Below are 21182 nucleotides of genomic sequence, written 5' to 3'. Positions count from 1 at the left end.
GGGAAAGCCGATCGCCGCCGTGAAAGGCCGGTCCGCGCGGCGGAATCCGCTCGAACGTCCGGCGGTTTCCGGGATAGTCCGGCAGTTTCCGGTGGAGCGGCTCTACCGTTGCTCCGACACGAGGTCGGGGACGTCAGGGGGGGCGAAGTGGCGAACGGGAGCAGGGACAGGGAGGACGAGGACTTCGATCAGGCGCTGGCGGCGTTAGCGGAGGCCCTGCGGGCTCTACGGATCGAGCAAGGCCATCCCTCCTACCGGAGAATCAGCAGACGTGCCCCGGTGGGCAGACCTCTCTCCGTCACCGGGATCGGCAGCGTGATGGCCGGCGAGTACCTGCCGAGCATCGACTTCCTCGTGGCTCTGGTCCGGACTCTGCTCGCTTTCGACACGGAGCGGGGGCCGCTCCCCTCCCTCAGCGACCCACGGCTCGCTGAGTGGAAGTCCCGGTGGGGCCGGCTCAAAGTCCTCCAGGACCGGGGCAAGCTCGACGGGAAGACGTCGGTTGTCAACCGTCGCGACGCTGTGGCTGGCACGACGGTTACCGGCAGCCCGACAGCGGAGCGGAACCTCCCCGCAGGCGAGGGGAACACGGGGTCCGCCGACGAGCCTGCGTCCGACGAAGCCGGCACTTCGCACCCCGGCCCTGCGGAGATCGCCAGCCTGCGGCAGGTCGTCGCCTTACGGGGCATGGCCGCCCGTGTCGTCCTCAGCGCGCTGGGACGGGGTGAGTATTTCGACCTGGAGCCCCTTTTCGGCCACACCGGAGGCAGCGTCGGAGTGTCGTTCTCCCCCGACGGCCGGCTTCTCCTCACCACCGGCGTGGACGGCACCGTACGGGTGTGGGACCCCATCGCTCACGAACTGATCACCAGCCACGACTGGCGCGCCCGCGGCATATCGCGGGTGGCGTTCTCCCCCGACGGCCGGCTCCTCGTGGCCACCAGCGGGGACGGAGGGTTGCGGCTGTGGGACCCCGTGAGCGATGCCATCACCTTCATCGGGGATTCCCTGGACATCATCGGGATCGCGTTCTGCCCTGACAACCGGCACTTCGCCACCGTCGCAAGCAGCGGCGAGGTCCTCCTGTGGGACACCTTGGTCGGGGACGTGCTCAGCCACTACATCGGTCGCTCCGGAGGCAGCGGCGTGGTGGCCTTCTCCTCCGACGGCCAGCTCCTCGCCACCACCGGCCCGGACGACGAACTGGTGCTTTGGGACCCCTTCGCCAAAGAAGTGACCGCCGCCCTCGCTTCCCACCCCGGCGGCAGTACGGGGCTGGCGTTCTCCTCCGACGGCAAGCACCTCGCGGCCACAGGAGCGAACGGCACCGTGCGACTGTGGGAAACCGGAACCCATAGACCGGTGGCCGCGCACCGTCACCACACCGGCCACCCCGGCGGCAGCACCGGGCTGGCGTTTTCCCCCGACGGCCGGCTCCTCGCCACCACCGGAGCCGACGGCACCGTACGACTCTGGGAAGCCGTATCGCGTAGACCGGCTACGGTCTTTACCGGCCACCGTGGGAGCAGTACCGGAGTCGCGTTTTCCCCGGACGGCCAGCTCCTCGCCACCACCGGAGCCGACGGCAGCGTACGACTGTGGATCACCCCTCTCGGGTAGTCCAGCCAGGTCTACGAGGGGGAAAGTGATTGATCCGTCCGGGCCGCGAAGCCGATGGGCCGGGTTGTCGAAGTCAGTTGCCACATGGTCGAGATCACCTACCTGAGGACATTCCACACGCCCTGATGCGGCCCACCGGCGCGGAGGACGACGGAGGCGTGGGCGAGCACGACCGGGACCAGGAGCACGGTCGAACCGTTGCGGCCGCCGCTCAACCGTCGCCCGCGCCCGGGATACCACGGTCATGCTGCGCGAGGCGATGGACGACGTCCGACGCACCGTGGCGGTCTTACTGCGGCGCGGAGTCCGGCACTGGCCTCACGCGTCAGCGCGCGCCGCAGCCCATCGAGCTATGTTCTGCATGAACGGGAACCTCGGCTTGGCGACCGTCGCGGTGGCGACGTTCGTGTAAGGGCCGGATCTCCGGGATGTTCTTTGGTGTGCGACGACACGGTGTGCCCGAAGAGCCGACGCGCGAGGGCCGACTACATCTCGGGCCGTACCCACCGCTTGATGATGTGCGGCGGGGAGAACAGAGCGGGCCAGGCCTGCAGGCGGAGCTGCTCGGCGGTCTCGGGTGACTCATACGAGTCGATGTCCGCATCGACGGCAGCAGCGAGGTTCCGCCGGGAGGCTCGTACCCGAATCCAGTCGGCGGGCATGGCGAAGCGTGCCGCGTCGGGGAGGTAGTCGGTGCAGCCCATCACGACGAGGCGTCCCGAAGCCAGGTGGAGGCTGGCCTCGACGACGTGATCAAAGTTGTCCCTGTCATCGTGGGGCCGTTCCGCGAGGACATGGACGCTGACTGCCACGGTGACGTTGACGGCGGTGCCGATGGCCAGAGCGCCGTCGGTGACGCCGAGCCCGTCCAGGATGGTCTGGTCGGTCCATACGTCCCCGAAGTCGCCTTCGGATTCCTCGTCCATGACGTGGATCTGGTGATAGTCCGCGAAGAGTTCAAGGTTTGTCGCCACGGGGGCATCATCGCTGCTATCAGATGAAGGCACGGTGGCGAGGTGAGGTCGTCTTCCGGTGGAGGCCGCCAACCGGGCGATCCGAACATACATACTGGCCCGTCTGGAGAGGTTCCGGCCGATCGTTGCAGGCCAGGTGGAGGATCTCGGTGCTGATCGTGGCTCGGGTGTGGCTCGGCCGGTCGACGTGTCCGTCCTGCGGTGAGGTTCTGGCGCCGTGGTGTCATGGCAGGCCGCGGTCGATCCGGGGTGATCTGTGGGCGCGGCTGTTTCTGCGGCCACTCCGTACGCGCTGTCCGGGTTGCAAGGTCACGCACGTGCTGCTGGTGCAGGAATTCCGGCCGCGGCGGGGCGGACGCCGCGAAGTGGCTCGCCTATGTCAGCGTCGGATACCCGACGCAGGCCCTGGAGAGCAGTCTCACTGAGCCCACGGATGCAGGGCACTCCAGGTGCCGCCGGCTGCCGCGAAGACCAGCTCCGACCCCTCGAAGACTTCCTCGGAACTCACGGGTGGTGGACCGTCGAAGCGTTCGGCGCAAAGATCAACCTGCAACAGTCCATCGAAGTGTGTGAATTGCGGTGGGTCGTACAGCACCCAGCTGAACCCGACGCTCTCGTCGATGCGAAACCGCCGCACGTCCACAAGATCCAGGCACACGGGCTCCCAGCGCAGCTCATCGCTGACCACCCTGGCATCGATCACGAGCCGGACGGCCCGGCCCCGTGTTGCCCGGGCACCGTACTCCTGATCAAGGATGACGCGGCGCAGGCAGGAGTCACCGAAGGCATAGCGGGCAAGCAGGGACGCGATTCCGTCCTCATCCAACGGATACGGCCCAAGCTTTCGCTCCGGAACCGGCGTGGTGAGCTCCACTGTCCTCCCTCATCAGTGCTGTAAGCGTATGCCGGAGCCCCCAGCTCCGGCCTCACCGGGCCCAGCGAGGTCCCCCACCTGACCCCTGCCGTGATCGAGACACCTGGGAACACACCACCCCTCTGCCCACCCCCCACTAGCGCGGGTCGAGCATGTGGGCCCCGGTCCCTTCGTACGCCTCGAAGTGGTACAACCTGCCCTCAACGCCAGCAGAAGCCGAGCGGCCATAACAGACGGCCACCCCTCAGCTCCAGCCCGTGCGGCCGCCCGGAGCAGTCAGCAGCGGTCTCACGCGAGCACGGTCACCGCTGTTTCACCCCGACCCACGTACCCTGGGGCAGCCCCGTCTACGCCCACTTCAGACCCCTGCGGCAGTTCACCCTGGCCAACTCCCACCACCCCAACCACGTCCTGGCCCCCGCAGCTCGCGAACGCCTCGCCCGAGTCCCGCCGCCGCGCGTGACCTACCCGCCAGGCTTGTCGGTGCGGCTGCCGTCTACTGCGCTGAGGTAAGTCCCCAGGGGCTGGAGAGCGGCCCAAAGCTGGTCGAAGTACGCGGCGAAGTAGGTCATGAACGTGGGGTCCTCGACACTGAAGCCGTTCAACTTCTGACGCGGCCCTCCGGAGAACGCCAAGAACACCACGCTGTCGTCGATCAGCGCCATGTTCAGACCGTCAGCCGCCGCGGTCCACCGCAACACGCTCGCCTCGTAGGTGAGGATGTGCTTGCTGTCCTCGTAGTGCTGGCGAGCCCAGGAGAGCATGTCACCGTCAGGTGCGCCGTCACGTTCGGGGATGCCGATGATGCGCCGTACGCTGCGCTCGTCGTCACTGTCTTCGCTGGCCCAGTTCAAGATGGTCCTGAAGTATTCAGCGGAGGCCGGGGTCGTGTACTGAGTGGGCGGGTACCGGCGCGTGTACGTGACCCGGATCTCTGAGCGGGCCTGTTGGGCACGCGCGGAAGCCGCCTCGTAGAACTCGCGGTTGTTCCGGTACCAGTGCGCAGCCAGCAGGGCGTCCCCATTGGCCTCCGGTTTGCTGATGAACGGCAACTGCGCCAAGGGGGAGGGGTGGCCCTTGGCGGCTTCCTCGATCTGCCGGTTCGCCTGGAGCCATCGCTCCCGCCACTTCGACGGATCCGTACCGCATGCCTCGACGAAGGCCGCCGTGTGCTCCCAGTTCGGGAATCGCCGACCGTTCAGGATCGCCGAGACGGTGCTGCGACCGCACCCCATCTTCCGGGCGAACGCTTCCTCGGTCGGCTTCTTGTAGGTCCGCCGTCGAAGTTCGCGCAGCTCAGCGGCGAAAGCGAGTTGGGCATCCGGCGGCTCCGGCGAAGTTCGCTGGCCAGGCATATGTCCACCCCCGTGAATGACACAGAACGGCACTGTCGGTTCGTCATTGTTCGTCAGCGCTACAGGGCTTCGCCAGCGTTTGGGAGTGTTCTCCTTCGTCCGGTGTGTTCTACGCGCGTCTCCCAGCCGTTGTCCTCAGGTGGACCTGGCTCCAGACTCTGGGCAGCGGTCGTCGTCGGCGGCGGCCCGCGTCGACAAGAGGAAGGAGGCGCCTCCTCCATGTGACCTTTCGAAGCGCTGGACCGTAGGCCCGCATCGTGAGGCCTTACGACAAAGGCCATGGCCGCCCCCTGGTGCTTCTGGGCGGAAGCAGGGAGCGGCCGGCCTTCTGCTCAAACACAAGGAGATCCTCGTGCTCGTCAACTTCAGGATAGACCTGCCGTGTATGAGCGTGGCCTTCGTGGCCACGCTGGTGCTGGGCATCGTGCTGGTGATGTCCCCCTCGGCTCAGGTGGCCGCTCTCCAGGGGGAATGGCCGCTGCCGGCACTCGCCTGCCTCCTGATCGCCGGACGACCCGGTGGGAGGGGACGGCGATGACGTCTGGCGGTCGCGTCGCGGCATGCCCGCAGTGCGGGGAGGACACGCCGCGCTTGACCTATACCGAGCTCGTCCACGGCTGCAACGACGACCTGGAGGTCGCCGAGTGGTCGGAGTGCGCACGGTGTCATCGGTGGCTGGCCTTCCGCGTCTGGGAGCGTGGAGAGACGGGCGTCAGGTAGCCGTTGCCCTGTAAGGACGGTCCGTGACCTTCTCGTTCCGGGTGCCTGGCGGACACCCGGAACGTGTACCCGACCGGCGCCTATGGGTGAGGTAAGAACGGCGTCGGCGGGGATCCCGCCCGGCGGCGGGCAGCGGGGCCGCGTTCGGCAAGCAACGTGTTGGGCGACCCCGTCGACGCAGGGGTGGGCGTGCCGACGCGTCGCGTGTCAGGGCGCCGGCGCCCGCCCGGCGCCACAGCCGGTCCGCAGACGTGCTGGCCATCAGGCCGAAGAACCGAAGCGCCCCGCCAGACGAACCGACGTGCCGTCATGAAAGGTCGGGGTCAAGGCCTGTCACCGTCATCGGACCGTGCCCGATCGGCAGGGGGGGCGGGCGTTCCGGTCGTCCGCCGGCCGGTGTCCTGGTCTGCGCCCCGACTGAGGCCGGTGGAGGAATCGGCATCACGTGGCATGGATTGCCTTCGTCCCGACCGGTCTCCCTGGGCTGCCGTAGCTGGCGGGTCGGACTGCCCGGGCGGGCGGTCCGTGGGTACGTCGATCGAGACGGACCACTCGGGTCTTTGTCAGATGCTCGAAAGGAAGTCCCGCCAGAAGCCGACGGTTGCCTGTGGCCGCCAGTTGTCGGGGGTGTGGGCGGCGAAGTCGTCGAACTCGTGGTTCACGTAGTCGAGCAGGTCAGTGCCGTAGCAGATGATGTCGGTGCCCCAGATCGACAGGACCGGATGTCCGTACGAGCCGGCACCGGCGGGTAGGAACCGGTGAGCGTACACAGGAACGAGCTTGGGCACCCGCGCCAACAAGGCCCGGGCCTCCGCCAAGGCGTCGTCGGGATCTGCTGGACGCTGGCCCCACGCCGAGTGCCAGTACCCGTGCTGGACTGCCAGAACGATGCCCTCGACCGGCCAGTCCAGCTGCTGCCGGATCGCCTCCGGCTCGCCATGGCGCCAGTCCGGCCAAGGGTTTTCCCAGGTGGCACCCTCCTCGGGCGGCTCGCTGACCGGCAGACCAGCGGCCAGAAAGGCACGGTGGTCGTCGGCGAACTCAAAGCCGTACTCCCGCTCAATACGTCGGAACTCGGCGTCGCTCAGACCCCGTTCGATCTCGCAGCAGTCGGCAGCCGCAAGGAGGCGGGCTGCCTCTGTTCCCAGCTTCATCCCGTTCATCACGCTCGAACACTAGCGCCCGCTACTTCGAGCGCTCCGGAATCATGCCCCGCTCAGACCGTCGGCCAGCGGGCCCAGGTGGCGCGCTCAGTCCCCACGGCCGCAGGGGAGGCCGTGTGCGTCGGTGACGAGCCGATCCCGGCAACGCGCCCGCCCGTCGCACAGGCTGTCGACCCTGTCGTAGGCGATGTCGAAGAGTGTGACAGCGGTGTACGGAACATGTCACAGGGCGCGCACCGCCGGGTGCCCTCGCTTCCCCCCGAGCCCCATCAGTGGGACGTTACGGGCTGCAGCGGCCGGCAGCAGGCCGTAGGGAGGGATCGGGTGGATACCTTGAGACGTCATCAACACCGCACCGGCGAAGGCAGAACCGCAGGAAGGACTCCGGGGACCGAGGAGACCGGCGTACGCAGCGCGAACCGTTCCACCCGCACACCGCGGCGCCGCTGGGCGGCGGTGACCGCCACCGTGCTGGCCATGGCCGTACCCCTGACCCTCGGTGCCGCGGGAGACGCGGGGGCGGCGGGGGACCACCGGATCATCTTCGCCCGCTACACCGCCGCCGCGCCCACGGAAGACCTCTACGCGATCTCTCCCAGCGGTGGCGCGACCGTCAAACTCACCCACACCTCCACCGTCAGTGACGTGATGCCGAGCTGGTCCCCGGACGGCAAACGAGTGGCCTTCGTCCGCTACGGAGCCGGCGGCGCCATCGACGGCATCTGGACGATGAGCGCCACGGGCAGCGACCTGAAGGCCGTCCCCGGCACCAAGGGTGCCTCCGACCCGGCGTGGTCCCCGGACGGAAAGCGGCTCGCCTACGCCAAGCCGGTCGGCACCCAGCGCGAGATCTACGTGGCCGGCATCGACGGCACTTCCGCCACCCGGCTCACCCACACCGCCGACGACGACCTCCATCCGACGTGGTCCCCGGACGGCAAGTACCTGGCGTTCAGCCGCGCGGACGCGGCCGGCAACAGCAGGCTGATGAAGATCCGGCTGTCCACCCTGGCCCAGACGGCGGTCACCGGCCCCGGTTCCCACGACGGGACGCCCGACTGGGCATCGCACGGCGGCCGGATCGCCTTCAGCCGCGTGGACGCCTCCGGCTTCGCCCACCTCTACGTCGTCCGCCCCGACGGCACCGGACTCCACCGCGTCACCTCGGCGCGTTTCAACGACAAGTACCCCTCCTGGTCCCCGGACGGCAGCACTTTGGTCTTCACCAGAGGCGGCACCGACGACGCGGACCCCGAACACCTCTACCTCGTACGGGCCGACGGCACCGCACTGACCCAGCTCACCAAGACCGGTTCCCATGACCTGGAAGCCGACTGGCGCCCCTGAACCGCCAGGTAGAGAGGTCAGTACCCCGACCGGGGCCCCGGCGGTGCCGATCGTGCCAGGACGGGGCGGCCGGCCTCGGTGTGTGTGGTTCCGAGGGTGGTCATGCGCCGAACCGGTGACAGTGCGATCGGGATCCACACACAGGCCAGGCAAGCGGACGAGGCGCCCAAGGCCCACCGGATGCCGTGACCCCTTCGCCCTTCAGGCCGGCGCGGCAGGGGACTTACTTGGATTCGACTCGTCCTACCGGGTTGGGTCCGGTCGTCAGTGCCTCGTGCGTGGTCTGCCAGGCGTTGTCGCCGGGGTGGAGCCGGGTGCGCAGGTATGCCGCGGTGAGCCGGGCGAGGGCGGCGACTCGCTCGGGGTTTTCGTCGGTTGTCTCGGCTGCGTCGTATCCGGCGATCCCGCCGAGTCCGTGCTCCGCGTCGAACAGGGTGAGCAGGGTCTTGGGGCCCGGGGCGAGGGTGTAGGGGTCGGCGTGCCAGTCCGGGCCCATGTCCGTGAAGTGGCGGGGGTCGTCCTTGTCGCCGGTGACGACCAGCGCGGGTGCGGTCATGGTGGAGAAGTCGACTGCCCCGATGACCGGCCAGTGCGCGGCCATGGGTCCGTTGAAGACACCGCCGCCCCTGCCGGGCGGGGCGAGCAGTACGCCCGCCTTGATGCGCGGCTCGAGGAGGTGTACCAGGTTCCCGGTGTCGGGGTCGGTGAGTCCGGCGCCCAGCAGGAGGGCGGCGGTGAAGCCGCCGAGCGAGTGTCCGGCGAGGGCGACCTTGGTGGGGTCGATCCGCCCGGCGAGCTGCGGCACGGCGTTCTCGATCACCTCGAGCCGGTCGAGGACGTGGGTCATGTCCTCGGCGCGGGAGCGCCAGAAGTCGGGTGCTCCGGGTGCGTCCGCGACCAGGTCGGTCAGTGTCCTGGAGGTGAGGTGGGTGGGCTGGATGACGACGAATCCGTGTGCCGCCCAGAAGTCGGCGAGCGGCGCGTAGCCGTTGAGCGAGGAGAGGTTGTTCGAGGGGCCGTGGCCGTGGGAGAGGAGGATGACGGGAAGGCCGGTGCCGGTGACGGGTGCGGAGACGCGCACCTGGAGCTCGACGGGACGTCCGGGCACGGCCAGGACTACGGGGCTGAAGGACAGGACCGGAACGGGCGTGCCCAAGGCGTCGGCGGTGGGGGATGTGCTCACGGTGTGGGTTCCCTTTCGGTGGCGCCTGCCGCCCGCTGGGCTCGTGCCGTCGGCGGGTGGGCAAGGCGGTCAGGGGTGTCCGTTCGGCTAAGCTGAAACGGAGCGCTGCTCCATTTACTATCCGGAGCGCTGCTCCGTTTTGTCAACCGGTGTCGAAGGAGAGAACGTGATGGCCGCCGAGGGCCCTGGAGGGGAGTCGCCGTCCCGCAGCAAGCGGGCCGACGCTCAGCGCAACCGGGAGACGGTGCTCACCGCAGCCGCCGAGGTGTTCGCCACCTCCGGCGTCGACGCACCGATCCGGCAGATCGCGGCCCGGGCAGGAGTGGGGATGGCCACGATCTACCGTCACTTCCCGACCCGGGCCGACCTCGTGACCGCCGTGTACCGGCATCAGATCGAGGCGTGCGCCGAAGCCGGCCCGGACCTGCTGGCCGGCGCCGACTCCCCACTCGACGCACTCCGCCAATGGACCGACCTCTTCGTCGACTTCCTGGTCACCAAGCACGGCCTCGCCGACGCCCTGCAGTCCGACAGCGACCGCTTCGCCGCGCTGCACGCCTACTTCCTCGACCGACTGCTGCCCGTCTGCGCCCAACTGCTCGACGCCGCGGTCGAGGCGGGCGACATCAGGCCCGGCACGCAGCCCTACGAGCTGATGCGGGGCATCGGCAACCTCTGCATCGGACGCGACGACGACCCCCGCTACGACCCCAGACGCCTGATCGCCCTCCTCCTCCAGGGACTCCAGCGCCCCCAGGGGACCTGATACTGCGCCCGGCTGCCCCACTCAAGGCTCCGGAGGACAACGCGACGGCCCCGGGTGCCATGACGTCCCGGGGCCTCCACTTCGGTGACCTCCCAGCTCAGCGACGGGCGAGGTGGCGTGCCACGCCCGCCCACAGCGGTCGGCCGTGGCGGATCGCGCCCCTGGTACGGGTTACTTGGGCATCAGGACGGTGTCGACGATGTACACGTTGGCGTTGGCGGTCTTGACGTTGCCGCAGACCACGTTGGACGTGCCGTTGACCTTGTAGGACTCCCCGGAGCCCGCCGTGGTGACCACACCCTTCTCGAGGGTCTCGAAGCTGCCGTTCTCCAGCTGCTTGGGAGTGAGCTTCTGGCCCACGACGTGGTAGGTGAGGATCTTCGTCAGGGTGGCCTTGTCGGCGAGGACCTTGTCGAGGTCGGCCTTCGGGATCTTCGCGAAGGCGTCGTTGGTCGGGGCGAAGACGGTGATGTCCTTGGCGTTGTTCAGGGTGTCCACCAGGCCGGCCCGCTTGACCGCGGCCACCAGGGTGGACAGGGCCGGGTTGTTCGAGGCGGCGGTGGCGACGGGGTCCTTGGCCATGCCGTCGAACGAGCCGGCGCCGTCCTTGGGAACGCCGGCACAGGCCGGGCCGAAGGGCTGGCCGCCGGTCATCGCGTCACCGGCGGGGGCGCTCTCACCGGTCTTGGCCTGGTCGCCGGCGGCCGCGGTGGGGGAGGCCTTGGCGTCGCTGCCGGAGTCGGAACACGCGGCCAGGGAGAAGGGCAGCAGGGCGGCTGCGGCGACGGCGATCGCGGTACGGCGGATCTTCAGGCTGTTCATGATCGATTGCTCCTCGTGGTCTTCCATGGGGTGTTGGGGTAGCTGGTCGTGCTGCCCGGGACACGGCCCTACGGCCGTCCGCCCGGGTGGTCTAGGTGACGGTGACGAAGACGCTGTGCCAGCCGCTCGCTCCGTCGGGGATGGTCCGCGCGCGCCGCTCGGTCTGCACCTGACCGGTGCCGTCGGTGGCGCGGACGGTGACCGTGTGTCCGCCTGGTGTGGCCGTCCAGGGGAAGGACCACTGGCGCCAGGTGTCCACGGTGGCCTGGGGGGCGAGGTCGGCGTCCTGCCACGGGCCGTCGTCAACGCGGACTTCGACGCGGGTGATGCCGCGATGCTGGGCCCAGGCGACGCCGGCGAGGGCGACGGGGCCGGCGGCCGGTCGGGCGAACGGTTTGGGGGTGTCGATGCGTGCCTGCGTCTTGACGGGCGCCTTCCGGGCCCAGTTCCGCTTGACCCAGTAGGGGTCGTAGGCGTCGAAGGTGGTGAGCTCGATCTCGGTGATCCACTTGCAGGCCGACACGTACCCGTAGAGGCCGGGGACGAGCATCCGGACGGGGAAGCCGTGGTCGAAGGGCAGGGGTTGGCCGTTCATACCGACGGCGAGCATGGCGTCCCGGCCGTCCATGACGTCCTCGACCGGGGATCCGAGGGTCATCCCGTCCACGGAGCGGGCCACGAGCTGGTCCGCCTGGCCCCCTTGGGACGGGCGCCGGACTCCGGCTTCCCGGAGGAGGTCTGCGAGGGGGACGCCGAGCCAGCGGGCCGTGCCGATGTAGGGGCCGCCGACCTCGTTGGAGACGCAGGTCAATGTGATGTCGCGTTCGATCAGGGGGCGGGCCAGAAGCTGGTCGAGGCTGTAGGTACGGGGCCGGGTGACCCCTTCGCCGTGGATGCGCAGGCGCCAGGTGGCCGCGTCGACCCGGGGAACGGTCAGCGCGGTGTCGACGCGGTAGAAGTCGGCGTTCGGGGTGGTGAAGGCACTGATCCCGGCGGCCTTCAGCTGAACTCCGCGCGGTAGCGCCGGGGCTGCGGAGGCAGGAGCCGGAAGGATGAGGCTCTCGCGGGAGGCGACGGCCCCCTGGCCCTGCCGGCCGGTGAGGAACCGGCCCAGTGCTCCCGCCGAGGCCGCCGCTACAGCGGTCACACCGGCCGCGGCGAGGAAACCGCGCCTGCTCCACATCCCGGCCCCCTCGCCGTCCGCACCGGCGGGGGCGGGGACGGGGATGGCTTTCGCCGCGAGGATGTACAGGGCGAGTGCCCCTGTGAGGGCTCCGGCGATCGAGGGGAGTGCGTCACCGATGCCGGCGGAGTCGGGGCGGCTGAGGGCCGCTGCGGAGCCGAGGACCCCGAACAGGAGCACGCCTGCGGCCCCTGTCCGCCGATGAGAGAGGCTGAGCACGCCCAGACCGACGGCGAGAACGGCGACGACAGCGAGGATGCCCAGCTGGAGAACGAACTTGTCGCTTTCCCCGAACGTGCGGATCGCGAAGTCCTTCACCGCCGCCGGTGTGCGGTCGACGACCGCCCCGCCCACCACCGTCACCGGTCCAGCGGCGGGCCGCGCGCCGGCGACCAGCTCGGCCACGGACAGGGCCGTGAACGCGGCCAGAAGTCCGGCCAGCGCGCCAAGGGCGCTGCGGGAGAGGATCCTGCGGAAGCTGCTCACACCCCCGATTCGGCAGCATCCATCCGGCGGATTGGTCCGACCCCGAAAGAGTGAAGGCCCCGCTCTGCGGTCCTCGATCGAGGCGGGCGACGGGCAGACCGACGCTCGCCGCGCGATGGCAGTCGACGCCCGGGTGGCGGGGTGCGGCGGATCGGGCCGGCTGGCCGCGGGCTGAAGATCGTCCGGGCTCTTGGCGCGGACCTGTTCGTCAGCCGGTCGGGCAGCGGTGAGCAGGTCATCGCGGTTCTCGCCGGGCAGGCCGAATGACAGGAAGGGGGCTGCGGGTGGCTGTGCCGCCAGCCACCCGCAGCCGACCCGGCCGGCAGCGGCATCGCACGCGGCGCGTCCCCAGGTACGCGCCCGGCACCGCAGCGGGTCGGGTCACCGGTCCGGCGCCTCCCCGTCGTGAGGCGCCGGACCGGGGCTGTGCCCGCGTCAGACGGTCAGGCGTTCATGCAGGTGTTCCGAAGGACGGGTTCAGCAGCGTCGCCGGTGAGGGGCCGCGTGAACGCCTTCCGGATCCCACACACCCGGTCTTCGCCGCCGCTTTCCCACCGGCTTGCCCCAAGGGGCCGGGTTCCCTCCAATGGGTCAAACCCGGCTCGTGCGGGTGATGAAGTGGCCTCCCATCCGCAGCCGCGTCGGCTACGAAGAAAGGGCGACACACCTACAGGTCTGCCAAGGCCGGACCGTCCCGCGCGGGCGGCACGGCCCCGCACGAGTGACGACACGAGGACCGGCATGCGATGGACGCCCCGCCCCCCGACGGCCACCCCCGGAGGCCCTTTCGCCTTCTCACCACTGCCGGAGCCCCGCAGGTGAACCAACCGATCCCCTTCCACGGCAGCAGTCCCGCGGAACCTGCCCACGGCGACCTCAACGACGTCATGCGACGCGTCGCCCACGGCGACAAAGAGGCCTTCTCCGTCCTCTACGACGTCCTCGCCCCGATGATCTTCGGAATCGTCCTCAGGGTCGTGCGCGACCGGGCGCAGTCCGAGGAGGTCGCCCAGGAGGTCATGATCGACCTGTGGCGCCAGGGCGCCCGCTACCGCCCCGAAGCCGGTTCCGTCACCACCTGGGCGGCGACCATCGCCCACCGGCGGGCGGTGGACCGGGTCCGCTCCGCCCAGGCGGCCGCCGACCGGGAGCAGGCCCAGGCCGCCCGCGAGCACACCACCGCCTTCGACGAGGTCGCCGAACAGGTCGAGACACGCCTGGAGGCCGAGCAGGTCCGCCGCTGCCTGCGCGGCCTGACCGAACTCCAACGCCAGGCGGTCACCCTGGCCTACTACCGGGGGCTGACCTACCGTGAAGTCGCCGAAGCCCTGCGTACGCCGCTGCCCACCATCAAGACACGCATGCGCGACGGGCTCATCCGGCTCCGCGACTGCATGGGGGTGACCACATGAAACACCACGCCGCCGACGCCCATACCCTCGCCGCCGCCTACGCCCTCGGGGCACTCGAAGACGACGAACGACGCGCCTTCGACGCCCACCTTCAGTCCTGCGAGGCCTGCCGGCAGGAAGCCGCCGAGTTCCAGACGACCGCCGCCCGCCTGGCGGCAGCCGTCTCCCAACCGCCCCCGCCCTCGGCGAAGACCCAGGTCATGGCCGCCATCGACGGGGTTCGCCAACTACCGCCGCGTGTACCCGCCCCCGCCCCCGCCTCCCACGCGCCCGCGTTCGGCGGCCTCCTGACCCGGCGGGCCCTGCCCCTGGCGCTGGCCGCCAGTGTGGCCGCCGCCGTACTCGGCGGAATCGCCGTGTGGCAGACGCAGAACGGACAGGACCTCAAGGCCCGGGCCCGCCAAGCTCAGCGGCAACTCGACACGATCAGCACGGTTCTGGCCGCCCCCGACGCGCGCACCGTCCACGGACGAGCCGCCAACGGCGCGCTGACCACGGTGGTCGCCTCCGCCCGTCAGAACAAGGCCGTCTTCACCGCCGCCAACCTCCCGGCACCCGGAGCCGGAAAGACCTACCAGCTATGGCTCGACCACGACGGCACCATGCGCCCCGCCGGACTCATCGACCACGACGGCACCGTCATCCTCGCCGGCGACCCCACCGGTGCCGGGGCCGTCGGGCTGACCCTGGAACCCGCCGGAGGCTCCCCCCACCCCACCACCGACCCACTGCTCCTGATGACCCTTCCCGCCTGACCCGCCTGACCCGCCCAGCCACACCGTCCGCCGGGGACGCCGCGCCGCCTGCCGGCGTGTGGGGCATCAGCCCGGGAGGGCTCGACGACCACGAAGGGTCCGCCCCGAGGATCTCCTCCAATCCGGTCGCCCGGCCGCTGCGAAGTACAGGTGAAGCGCAGCAGTCGGGCGGCGTGTCGAGTGGCGGGAGCGGTTGTGGTGGAACTGCGGAAAGCGGCCGTCGTGGGAGGCGGGGTGGCGGGCCTGACCGCCGCCTACGTCCTCGCCTCCTCCTACGAGGTCACCCTGTACGAGGCCGACGGGCGGCTCGGCGGTCACGCCCACACCCGCGACCTGCCGGCCCCCGACGGGGGCGCGGTAGCCGTGGATTCGGGGTTCATCGTCCACAACGAGCGCACCTACCCCACCCTGCTCCGGCTCTTCCGCGAGTTGGACATCGGTACGCAGGACGCCGAGATGAGCATGTCGGTCCGCTGCGACGGCTGCGGCCTGGAGTACGCGGGCGCCCGCGGCCCTGCCGCCCTGTTCGCCTCGCGGGCCGCGCTACGGGGACGGCACCTGCGGCTGCTGGCCGAGGTACCGGTCTTCCACCGCAGCGCCCGCCGTCTCCTGGCCCGCGGGGCCCGCTTGGGCCTCACGTTCGGGGACTTCCTGCGCAAGGGCGGATTCTCCCCCTACTTCGTCAGCCACTTCGCTCTGCCGCTGGTCGCCGCGGTGTGGTCCTGCCCCGCACGGACCGCCCTGTCCTACCCGGCCGCCTACCTGTTCACGTTCCTGCACCACCACGGCCTGCTGTCCGTCACGGGCTCACCGCAGTGGAAGACCGTCACCGGCGGCTCCGCCGCCTACGTCACCGCCGCCGCCAAGCACATCCAGCGCGTCCGCACCTCCAGCCCGGTCGAGACGGTCCGGCGCGCCGGCCGCGGCGCACTGGTCACCACCGGCGACGGTGACACCGAAGCCTTCGACGCCCTCGTCATCGCCACCCACCCCGACCAGGCCCTGCGCCTGCTCGCCGACCCCACCGCCGACGAGAAGCGGCTCCTGGGCGCGTTCACGTACTCCCGCAACCCCACCGTGCTGCACACCGACACCGCCGTCCTGCCCCGCTCGCCCCGGGCCCGCGCCTGCTGGAACTACCGGATGACCGGCTGCGACCCCTCCACGGAACCCGTGCGCGTCAGCTACGACATGCGGCGCCTCCAGCACCTGCCCGACGGGGCCGACTACATCGTCACCCTGGGTGCGGACGACGGCATCGCCGCCGACCGCGTCGTAGAGCGGATGGTCTACGAGCACCCGGTGTACACCCCCGCCTCCGTCGCGGCGCACAAGCAGCTGCCCCGCCTGAACGACGGGGTCACCGCGTACGCGGGGGCCTGGCACGGCTGGGGCTTCCACGAGGACGGCTGCCGCTCCGGCGCCGCTGCCGCCCACTCCCTGGGAGCGCGCTGGTGACCCGGCCCGCGCGACCCGCCGCACCCACGGCGCCCGCCGCACCCACGGCGCCCGCAGCCCCGCAGGCCGCTGGACCGCAGGCCGCTGGGCCGCCCACGGCGGCGCTCTACGACTGCGTGATCACCCACACGCGCACCACCCCGCTGCGCCACTCCTTCCGGCACCGCACCTACCTGTGGTGCGTGGACCTCGACCGGCTGCCGGTGCTGCCCCGCCCGGTACGACCGCTCGCCCACTTCGACGCCCGCGACCACTTCACCGGCGAGGGCGGCACCATCCGTGCCCGGCTCGACGCCTACCTCGCCGCCCGCGGCATCGACCTGCACGGCGGGCGCGTCATCATGCTGGCGCACGCCCGCGTGTTCGGCTTCGTCTTCAACCCGCTCAGCGTGTTCTGGTGCCACGACCGCTCCGGCGCCCTCGTCTGCGTCGTGGCCGAGGTCCACAACACCTACGGGCAGCGCCACTGCTACCTGCTGCGCACGGACGAGAGCGGCGAGGCAACGGCCGACAAGGAGTTCTACGTCTCGCCCTTCTTCGCGGTCGAGGGCGGCTACCGGATGCGGCTGCCGCTGCCCGGAGACGGGCTACGGCTCACCGTCCATCTCGACCTCGCTGAAGGCCGCGCCTTCACCGCCGTCGTCCGGGGCCGCCGGCGTCCCGCCACCGTCCCCGCCCTGTTGTCCGCCGCGCTTCGCAGGCCGTGGTCGACCGCCGCCGTCTGGGCCGGCATCCGCCGCCACGGCATCGCCCTGCTGCTGCGCGGTCTGCCCGTCCACCCCCGTCCCCGGTCCACCCCGCAGGAAGGCACGCCGTCGTGACCCAGCCCGCCACCACGTCCCCCGGCCGCACCCGGCCCCCGGGCCGCGCCGTCGGGATCCCCCCGCAGACCGAGTCCCGCCGACGGAGGGCCCGCACCAGCGGTCCCAGCGCCGTCCGCCGCACCGAGGCCGACGCGGAGCGCTGGGCCGACGTGGCCCGCCCGCCGTCGGCCGGAGCCGTCCGGACCGCCATCGCCCGCCACCTCGTGGGCCGCGCCCTGGACCGCCTCGGCCTGACCACGCCATCCGGCGCCGGCGCCGGCCCGCTGCTGACCCTCCACGACCCGGACGCCCTCCACCGGCGCATCGGCCGCGACGGCCTGATCGGGTTCGGCGAGTCCTACATGGCCGGGGAATGGGACAGCGACGACCTGGCCGGCGTCCTGACCGTCCTCGCCGAGCACGTCGACGAGCTCGTACCCGCCCCGCTGCGCCGGCTGCGCGGCCTGTGGGTCTCGCGCCGCCCGGCCGCCGACCGCAACACCCGCGCCGGCGCCCGCGAGAACATCCAGCGCCACTACGACCTGTCGAACGACCTGTTCTCCGCCTTCCTCGACCCCACCCTCTCCTACTCCTCCGCACTCTTCACCGCCTTCCCCGCCCGCTTCGCCGCCCTCCCCGAAGCCCAGCACCGCAAGATCGACCGCCTCCTGGACCTCGCCCGGGTGGGCGAGGGCACCCGGCTGCTGGAGATCGGCACCGGCTGGGGCGAACTCGCCCTGCGAGCCGCCACCCGTGGCGCCCACGTCACCACCCTGACGCTTTCCGCCGAACAGGCCGACCTCGCCCGCGCCCGCGTCTCCGCCGCCGGACTCTCCGACCGGGTCGACGTCCAGCTCCGCGACTACCGCGACGCCGAGGGCCGCCACGACGCCGTGATCAGCGTCGAGATGATCGAGGCGGTCGGCGCCGAGTACTGGCCTTCCTACTTCACCGCGCTGCGCCGCGCCCTCGCCCCCGGCGGCCGCATCGCCTTGCAGTCCATCACCATGGGCCACGAGCAGATGCTGCACACCGCCGCCACCCACACCTTCATCAGCAAGTACGTCTTCCCCGGCGGGCTGATCCCCTCCCGCGAGGCCATCGCCCAGCACTCCGAGGCCGCCGGCCTGCGCACGGTCGCCGACGACGGCTACGGCGCCCACTACGCGGAAACCCTGCGCCTGTGGAGGCAGCGGTTCGCCGCCCACCGCCCCGCCGTCACTGCCCTCGGCTTCGACACCGTCTTCCAGCGCATGTGGGAGTTCTACCTCGCCTACTCCGAAGCCGGATTCCGCTCCGGCTACCTCGACGTGCGCCAGCTCCTCCTCACCGAAGGGACCCGACCGTGAGGCCCGCCGCCGACCGACTCGCCCAGCTCCTCGGCCACGTCCTCCCCGGCCCCCTCCCCGTCCGCATCCGTGCCTGGGACGGCAGCCGTACGGGACCCGCCGACGCCCCCCTCGTCACGCTCCGCTCACCCCGAGCGCTGCGCCGTCTGCTGTGGCAGCCGGGCGAACTCGGCCTGGCCGAGGCGTACGTCACCGGTGACCTCGACGTCGAAGGCGACCTCGTCCACGCCCTCTCCCAGGCCGGCCGGACCGTCCGCGACCGGCCCGCAGCCCGCCCCCGGCCCGCGGGCATGGCAGCGGCCGCCGCACTGGCCGTACGCCTCGGCGCCGCCGGTCCGCCCCCGCCGCGCCCGCACGGGCGGGCCCGGCTGAGCGGCCCCCCGCACAGCGCCTCCCGCGACCGTGCCGCGATCAGCCACCACTACGACCTGTCGAACGACTTCTACGCCCTCCTCCTCGACCCGTCCATGGCGTACTCCTGCGCCTACTGGACCCGGCCCGACGACCCCGCGTACACCCTCGCCGACGCCCAGCGGGACAAACTCGAACTGGTCTGCCGCAAGCTCGGACTGCGTGCCGGGGACCGGCTGCTCGACGTCGGCTGCGGCTGGGGCTCCCTCACCGTCCACGCCGCCCGCGAGCACGAGGCACGCGTCACCGCCGTCACCCTCTCCCGGGCACAGCGCGACTTCGTCACCGAACGGGCCGCACGCGAGGGCGTGGCCGACCTCGTCGACGTCCGGCTGCTGCACTGGCGGCACATCGACGGCGGCGGTTACGACGCGGCCGCCGCGATCGAGATGGGCGAACACGTCGGCGACGCCGCATACCCCGCGTTCGCCACGAAGCTGCACGACGCGCTGCGCCCCGGGGGCCGGCTGCTGATCCAGCAGATGTCCCGGGGCGCCCACGCACCCGGTGGCGGAGCCTTCATCGAGACGTACATCGCCCCCGACATGCACATGCGCCCCGTCGGCCGGACCGTCGACCTGCTGGAGGACGCCGGACTGGAGGTCCGTGCCACCGAATCCCTGCGCGAGCACTACACCACCACCATCGACGCCTGGCGCGCCACCCTCGAAGACCGCTGGGACGAGGTCCGTGCCTTGGTGGGGGAGACCACCGGCCGGGTGTGGCGCCTCTACCTGGCCGGCGCTTCCCTCGCCTTCGCGGAACGCCGTATGGGGGTCGACCAGATCCTCGCCGTACGCCCCACCCGTGAGGGAAACTCCGCCATGCCGGCCACCCCCGCCCCCTGGTACACCGCCCAGAGCCCGGCATGACCGGCACCGACTGGGGTGCCCTCGGCCTCAACCTCGCCGTCACCGCCGCCGTGGCGGGAGCGGTGCTCCTCGCCACCTTCGCCGTGGCCGTCCGCCGAAGGCTGCACCGCATCGTCGACATCGCCTGGGGCCTCGCTTTCACCGCCGTCGCCCTCGCCACCTGGCTCCTTTCCGCCGGACACGGCGACGACTGGCGGCGGCTGCTCGTGTGCGCGGCCACCGCCGTCTGGGGGCTGCGGCTGGCCGCGCACATCGCCCGGCGCTCCCGCGGCCACGGCGAGGACCCGCGCTACACCGCCCTCCTGGACAAGGCCCGCGGCAACCGCACCCGGTACGCCCTGCGCACCGTCTACCTCGCGCAGGCGGCCCTGGTCTGGCTGATCTCCCTGCCCGTGCAGGCCGCCTCCTACAGCTCCGTGCCCCTGAACGCCCTGACCTTCTGCGGGATCGCGGTCTGGGCCCTCGGGCTCTGCTTCGAGGCCGTCGGCGACCACCAGCTGGCACGCTTCAAGCAGGACCCCTCCCACCGCGGACGCATCATGGACCAGGGCCTGTGGGCCTGGACGAGGCACCCCAACTACTTCGGCGACAGCCTCGTCTGGTGGGGGCTGTACCTCCTGGCCTGCACCGCCTGGCAGCCGGCCCTTGCCGTCCTTCCGTCCCCGGTCCTCATGACCCTGCTGCTGACCGTCGGCAGTGGCAAACGCCTCCTGGAGAAACACATGGCCGACCGCCCCGGCTACGCCGCATACGCCGCACGCACCAGCGGCTTCCTGCCGCTGCCCCCGAAGAAGCCCGCGCCGGCCAAGGGCACGAGATGAGAGGGCACGTCTCCGACGGCCCAGGGGACCACCGCGCCCTCCAGCTGCCGCGGCCCCTCTCCCTGCCCGCCTCCGCGGCGATCCTCGTCCTGCACGGCGGCCGCGCCGACTCCCTCGCACCACCACCCCTGCTCAACCTGCCCGGACTGCGCATGCGTCTCTTCGCCCGCGCGCTGAACCGAGACCCCCTGCTCGAGGACGTTCTCATCGCCTCCGTCCGCTATCGGCTACGCGGCTGGAACGGGCACCGGGCCGACCCCGTCCAGGACACCGGACACGCCCTGGAAGAACTGCGGCGCGTTGCCGGGCCGCTGCCCGTGGTACTCGTCGGGCATTCCATGGGCGCCAGAGCGGCACTGCGCGCCGCCGCCGACCCCCATGTCCGGGGCGTCGTCGCCCTGGCCCCGTGGTGCCCGCCCGGCGAGCCCGTCGCCCACCTCGCAGACCGCACGATCCTGGCCCTCCACGACGAGGCCGACCGGATCACCTCCGCCACCGGCACCTGGAACCACCTCGCCCGCGCTCACGCGGCCGGTGCCCGCGTCCTGGGCATCCGCATGCCCGGCGGCCACCACACCATGATCCGCGACGCCCCCTTGTGGCACCGCCTCACCACAGCGTGCGCCGCGGCCGCTCTCAACCTGGCACCCCCACCTGGCGGCGGCCACCACGAAGAGACCACCTGGAGCCCCACCCCGCTCGACGCCGCCGACCTCACCCTGCCCGGACAGTGACCGCCACCGGCCCAAGGCGAGGCGGGTGACGGCGCGCAGCGGTCCCGGTCGGGGGCGGGGAGACCAACCTGACC

Annotated in this window: 20 protein-coding genes; 13 read left to right on the top strand and 7 right to left on the bottom strand. The window is 71.2% G+C overall.

What is annotated here, in order from left to right; all coding sequences use genetic code 11:
* Window positions 1-108 precede the first annotated feature (108 nt).
* A complete protein-coding gene (locus ABT403_RS12375; RefSeq protein ID WP_344158773.1) occupies window positions 109-1620 on the top strand; it encodes a WD40 repeat domain-containing protein in 1512 nt (503 codons plus the stop codon).
* A gap of 485 nt (window positions 1621-2105) precedes the next feature.
* On the opposite strand, the gene ABT403_RS12370 is transcribed toward ABT403_RS12375, so the two are convergent.
* The 3 genes from ABT403_RS12370 to ABT403_RS12355 all read right to left on the bottom strand — a co-directional run bounded on the left by ABT403_RS12370 (window position 2106) and on the right by ABT403_RS12355 (window position 4823).
* On the bottom strand, window positions 2106-2594 hold the full coding sequence (locus ABT403_RS12370) for a hypothetical protein (RefSeq protein WP_344158775.1): 489 nt from the start codon (window positions 2592-2594) through the stop codon (window positions 2106-2108).
* A 418-nt stretch (window positions 2595-3012) separates the two neighbouring features.
* A complete protein-coding gene (locus tag ABT403_RS12365; RefSeq protein ID WP_344158777.1) occupies window positions 3013-3468 on the bottom strand; it encodes a hypothetical protein in 456 nt (151 codons plus the stop codon).
* A 464-nt stretch (window positions 3469-3932) separates the two neighbouring features.
* Window positions 3933-4823 (bottom strand): helix-turn-helix domain-containing protein, encoded by an 891-nt coding sequence (locus ABT403_RS12355; RefSeq protein WP_344158779.1) that lies wholly within the window; start codon window positions 4821-4823, stop codon window positions 3933-3935.
* Window positions 4824-5175: 352 nt separating this feature from the next.
* Here ABT403_RS12355 and ABT403_RS12350 point away from each other — a divergent pair, with 352 nt between their 5' ends.
* Together ABT403_RS12350 and ABT403_RS12345 are read left to right on the top strand one after the other, a co-directional pair.
* The gene (locus tag ABT403_RS12350) at window positions 5176-5361 is read left to right on the top strand and encodes a hypothetical protein (RefSeq protein ID WP_344158781.1); all 186 of its coding nucleotides are present in this window, start codon (window positions 5176-5178) and stop codon (window positions 5359-5361) included.
* Window positions 5362-5414: 53 nt separating this feature from the next.
* Complete coding sequence (locus ABT403_RS12345; RefSeq protein ID WP_344158783.1) at window positions 5415-5543, top strand: hypothetical protein; 129 nt, start codon at window positions 5415-5417, stop codon at window positions 5541-5543.
* Window positions 5544-6106: 563 nt separating this feature from the next.
* Here ABT403_RS12345 and ABT403_RS12340 read toward each other — a convergent pair.
* On the bottom strand, window positions 6107-6706 hold the full coding sequence (locus ABT403_RS12340; RefSeq protein ID WP_344158785.1) for a hypothetical protein: 600 nt from the start codon (window positions 6704-6706) through the stop codon (window positions 6107-6109).
* A gap of 477 nt (window positions 6707-7183) precedes the next feature.
* On the opposite strand from ABT403_RS12340, the gene ABT403_RS12335 reads away from it, so the two are divergent.
* Window positions 7184-8053: a beta-propeller domain-containing protein gene (locus ABT403_RS12335; protein ID WP_344158787.1), complete on the top strand. Its 870-nt coding sequence runs from the start codon at window positions 7184-7186 to the stop codon at window positions 8051-8053.
* A 223-nt stretch (window positions 8054-8276) separates the two neighbouring features.
* On the opposite strand, the gene ABT403_RS12330 is transcribed toward ABT403_RS12335, so the two are convergent.
* Window positions 8277-9236, bottom strand: coding sequence for an alpha/beta hydrolase family protein (locus ABT403_RS12330; RefSeq protein ID WP_344158789.1), 960 nt, complete (start codon window positions 9234-9236; stop codon window positions 8277-8279).
* A 169-nt stretch (window positions 9237-9405) separates the two neighbouring features.
* Between ABT403_RS12330 and ABT403_RS12325 the strand changes: the two genes are divergently transcribed.
* Complete coding sequence (locus tag ABT403_RS12325) at window positions 9406-10002, top strand: TetR/AcrR family transcriptional regulator (RefSeq protein WP_344158790.1); 597 nt, start codon at window positions 9406-9408, stop codon at window positions 10000-10002.
* 171 nt (window positions 10003-10173) lie between these two features.
* Here ABT403_RS12325 and ABT403_RS12320 read toward each other — a convergent pair whose 3' ends face one another.
* Together ABT403_RS12320 and ABT403_RS12315 are read right to left on the bottom strand one after the other, a co-directional pair.
* Window positions 10174-10824 (bottom strand): fasciclin domain-containing protein, encoded by a 651-nt coding sequence (locus ABT403_RS12320; protein WP_344158791.1) that lies wholly within the window; start codon window positions 10822-10824, stop codon window positions 10174-10176.
* Between the two features lie 91 nt (window positions 10825-10915).
* Entirely contained in the window at window positions 10916-12502 is a 1587-nt protein-coding gene (locus tag ABT403_RS12315) for a molybdopterin-dependent oxidoreductase (RefSeq protein ID WP_344158996.1), read from the bottom strand.
* An 809-nt stretch (window positions 12503-13311) separates the two neighbouring features.
* Between ABT403_RS12315 and sigK the strand changes: the two genes are divergently transcribed.
* The 8 genes from sigK (at window position 13312) to ABT403_RS12275 (ending at window position 21108) form a co-directional block, all read left to right on the top strand.
* Entirely contained in the window at window positions 13312-13905 is a 594-nt protein-coding gene (sigK, locus tag ABT403_RS12310; RefSeq protein WP_425580187.1) for an ECF RNA polymerase sigma factor SigK, read from the top strand.
* Complete coding sequence (locus ABT403_RS12305) at window positions 13902-14660, top strand: anti-sigma factor (protein ID WP_344158795.1); 759 nt, start codon at window positions 13902-13904, stop codon at window positions 14658-14660. The genes sigK and ABT403_RS12305 overlap by 4 nt, the downstream gene beginning before the upstream one ends.
* A gap of 204 nt (window positions 14661-14864) precedes the next feature.
* Window positions 14865-16118: an NAD(P)/FAD-dependent oxidoreductase gene (locus ABT403_RS12300; protein ID WP_344158998.1), complete on the top strand. Its 1254-nt coding sequence runs from the start codon at window positions 14865-14867 to the stop codon at window positions 16116-16118.
* Between the two features lie 116 nt (window positions 16119-16234).
* Complete coding sequence (locus tag ABT403_RS12295; protein ID WP_344159000.1) at window positions 16235-16939, top strand: DUF1365 domain-containing protein; 705 nt, start codon at window positions 16235-16237, stop codon at window positions 16937-16939.
* Complete coding sequence (locus ABT403_RS12290; protein WP_344158797.1) at window positions 16936-18270, top strand: class I SAM-dependent methyltransferase; 1335 nt, start codon at window positions 16936-16938, stop codon at window positions 18268-18270. Before ABT403_RS12295 ends, ABT403_RS12290 begins: the two co-directional genes overlap by 4 nt.
* Window positions 18267-19553: a class I SAM-dependent methyltransferase gene (locus tag ABT403_RS12285; RefSeq protein WP_344158799.1), complete on the top strand. Its 1287-nt coding sequence runs from the start codon at window positions 18267-18269 to the stop codon at window positions 19551-19553. Before ABT403_RS12290 ends, ABT403_RS12285 begins: the two co-directional genes overlap by 4 nt.
* A complete protein-coding gene (locus tag ABT403_RS12280; protein WP_344158801.1) occupies window positions 19550-20374 on the top strand; it encodes a DUF1295 domain-containing protein in 825 nt (274 codons plus the stop codon). Before ABT403_RS12285 ends, ABT403_RS12280 begins: the two co-directional genes overlap by 4 nt.
* On the top strand, window positions 20371-21108 hold the full coding sequence (locus tag ABT403_RS12275) for an alpha/beta fold hydrolase (RefSeq protein WP_344158803.1): 738 nt from the start codon (window positions 20371-20373) through the stop codon (window positions 21106-21108). The genes ABT403_RS12280 and ABT403_RS12275 overlap by 4 nt, the downstream gene beginning before the upstream one ends.
* Window positions 21109-21182: the final 74 nt, after the last annotated feature.

The organism is Streptomyces sp. NPDC000075, from assembly GCF_040301925.1.
Classification (GTDB): domain Bacteria; phylum Actinomycetota; class Actinomycetes; order Streptomycetales; family Streptomycetaceae; genus Streptomyces; species Streptomyces polychromogenes.
Note: the sequence above shows the minus strand (reverse complement) of the source record. Positions and strands in the feature narration are given on the sequence as shown.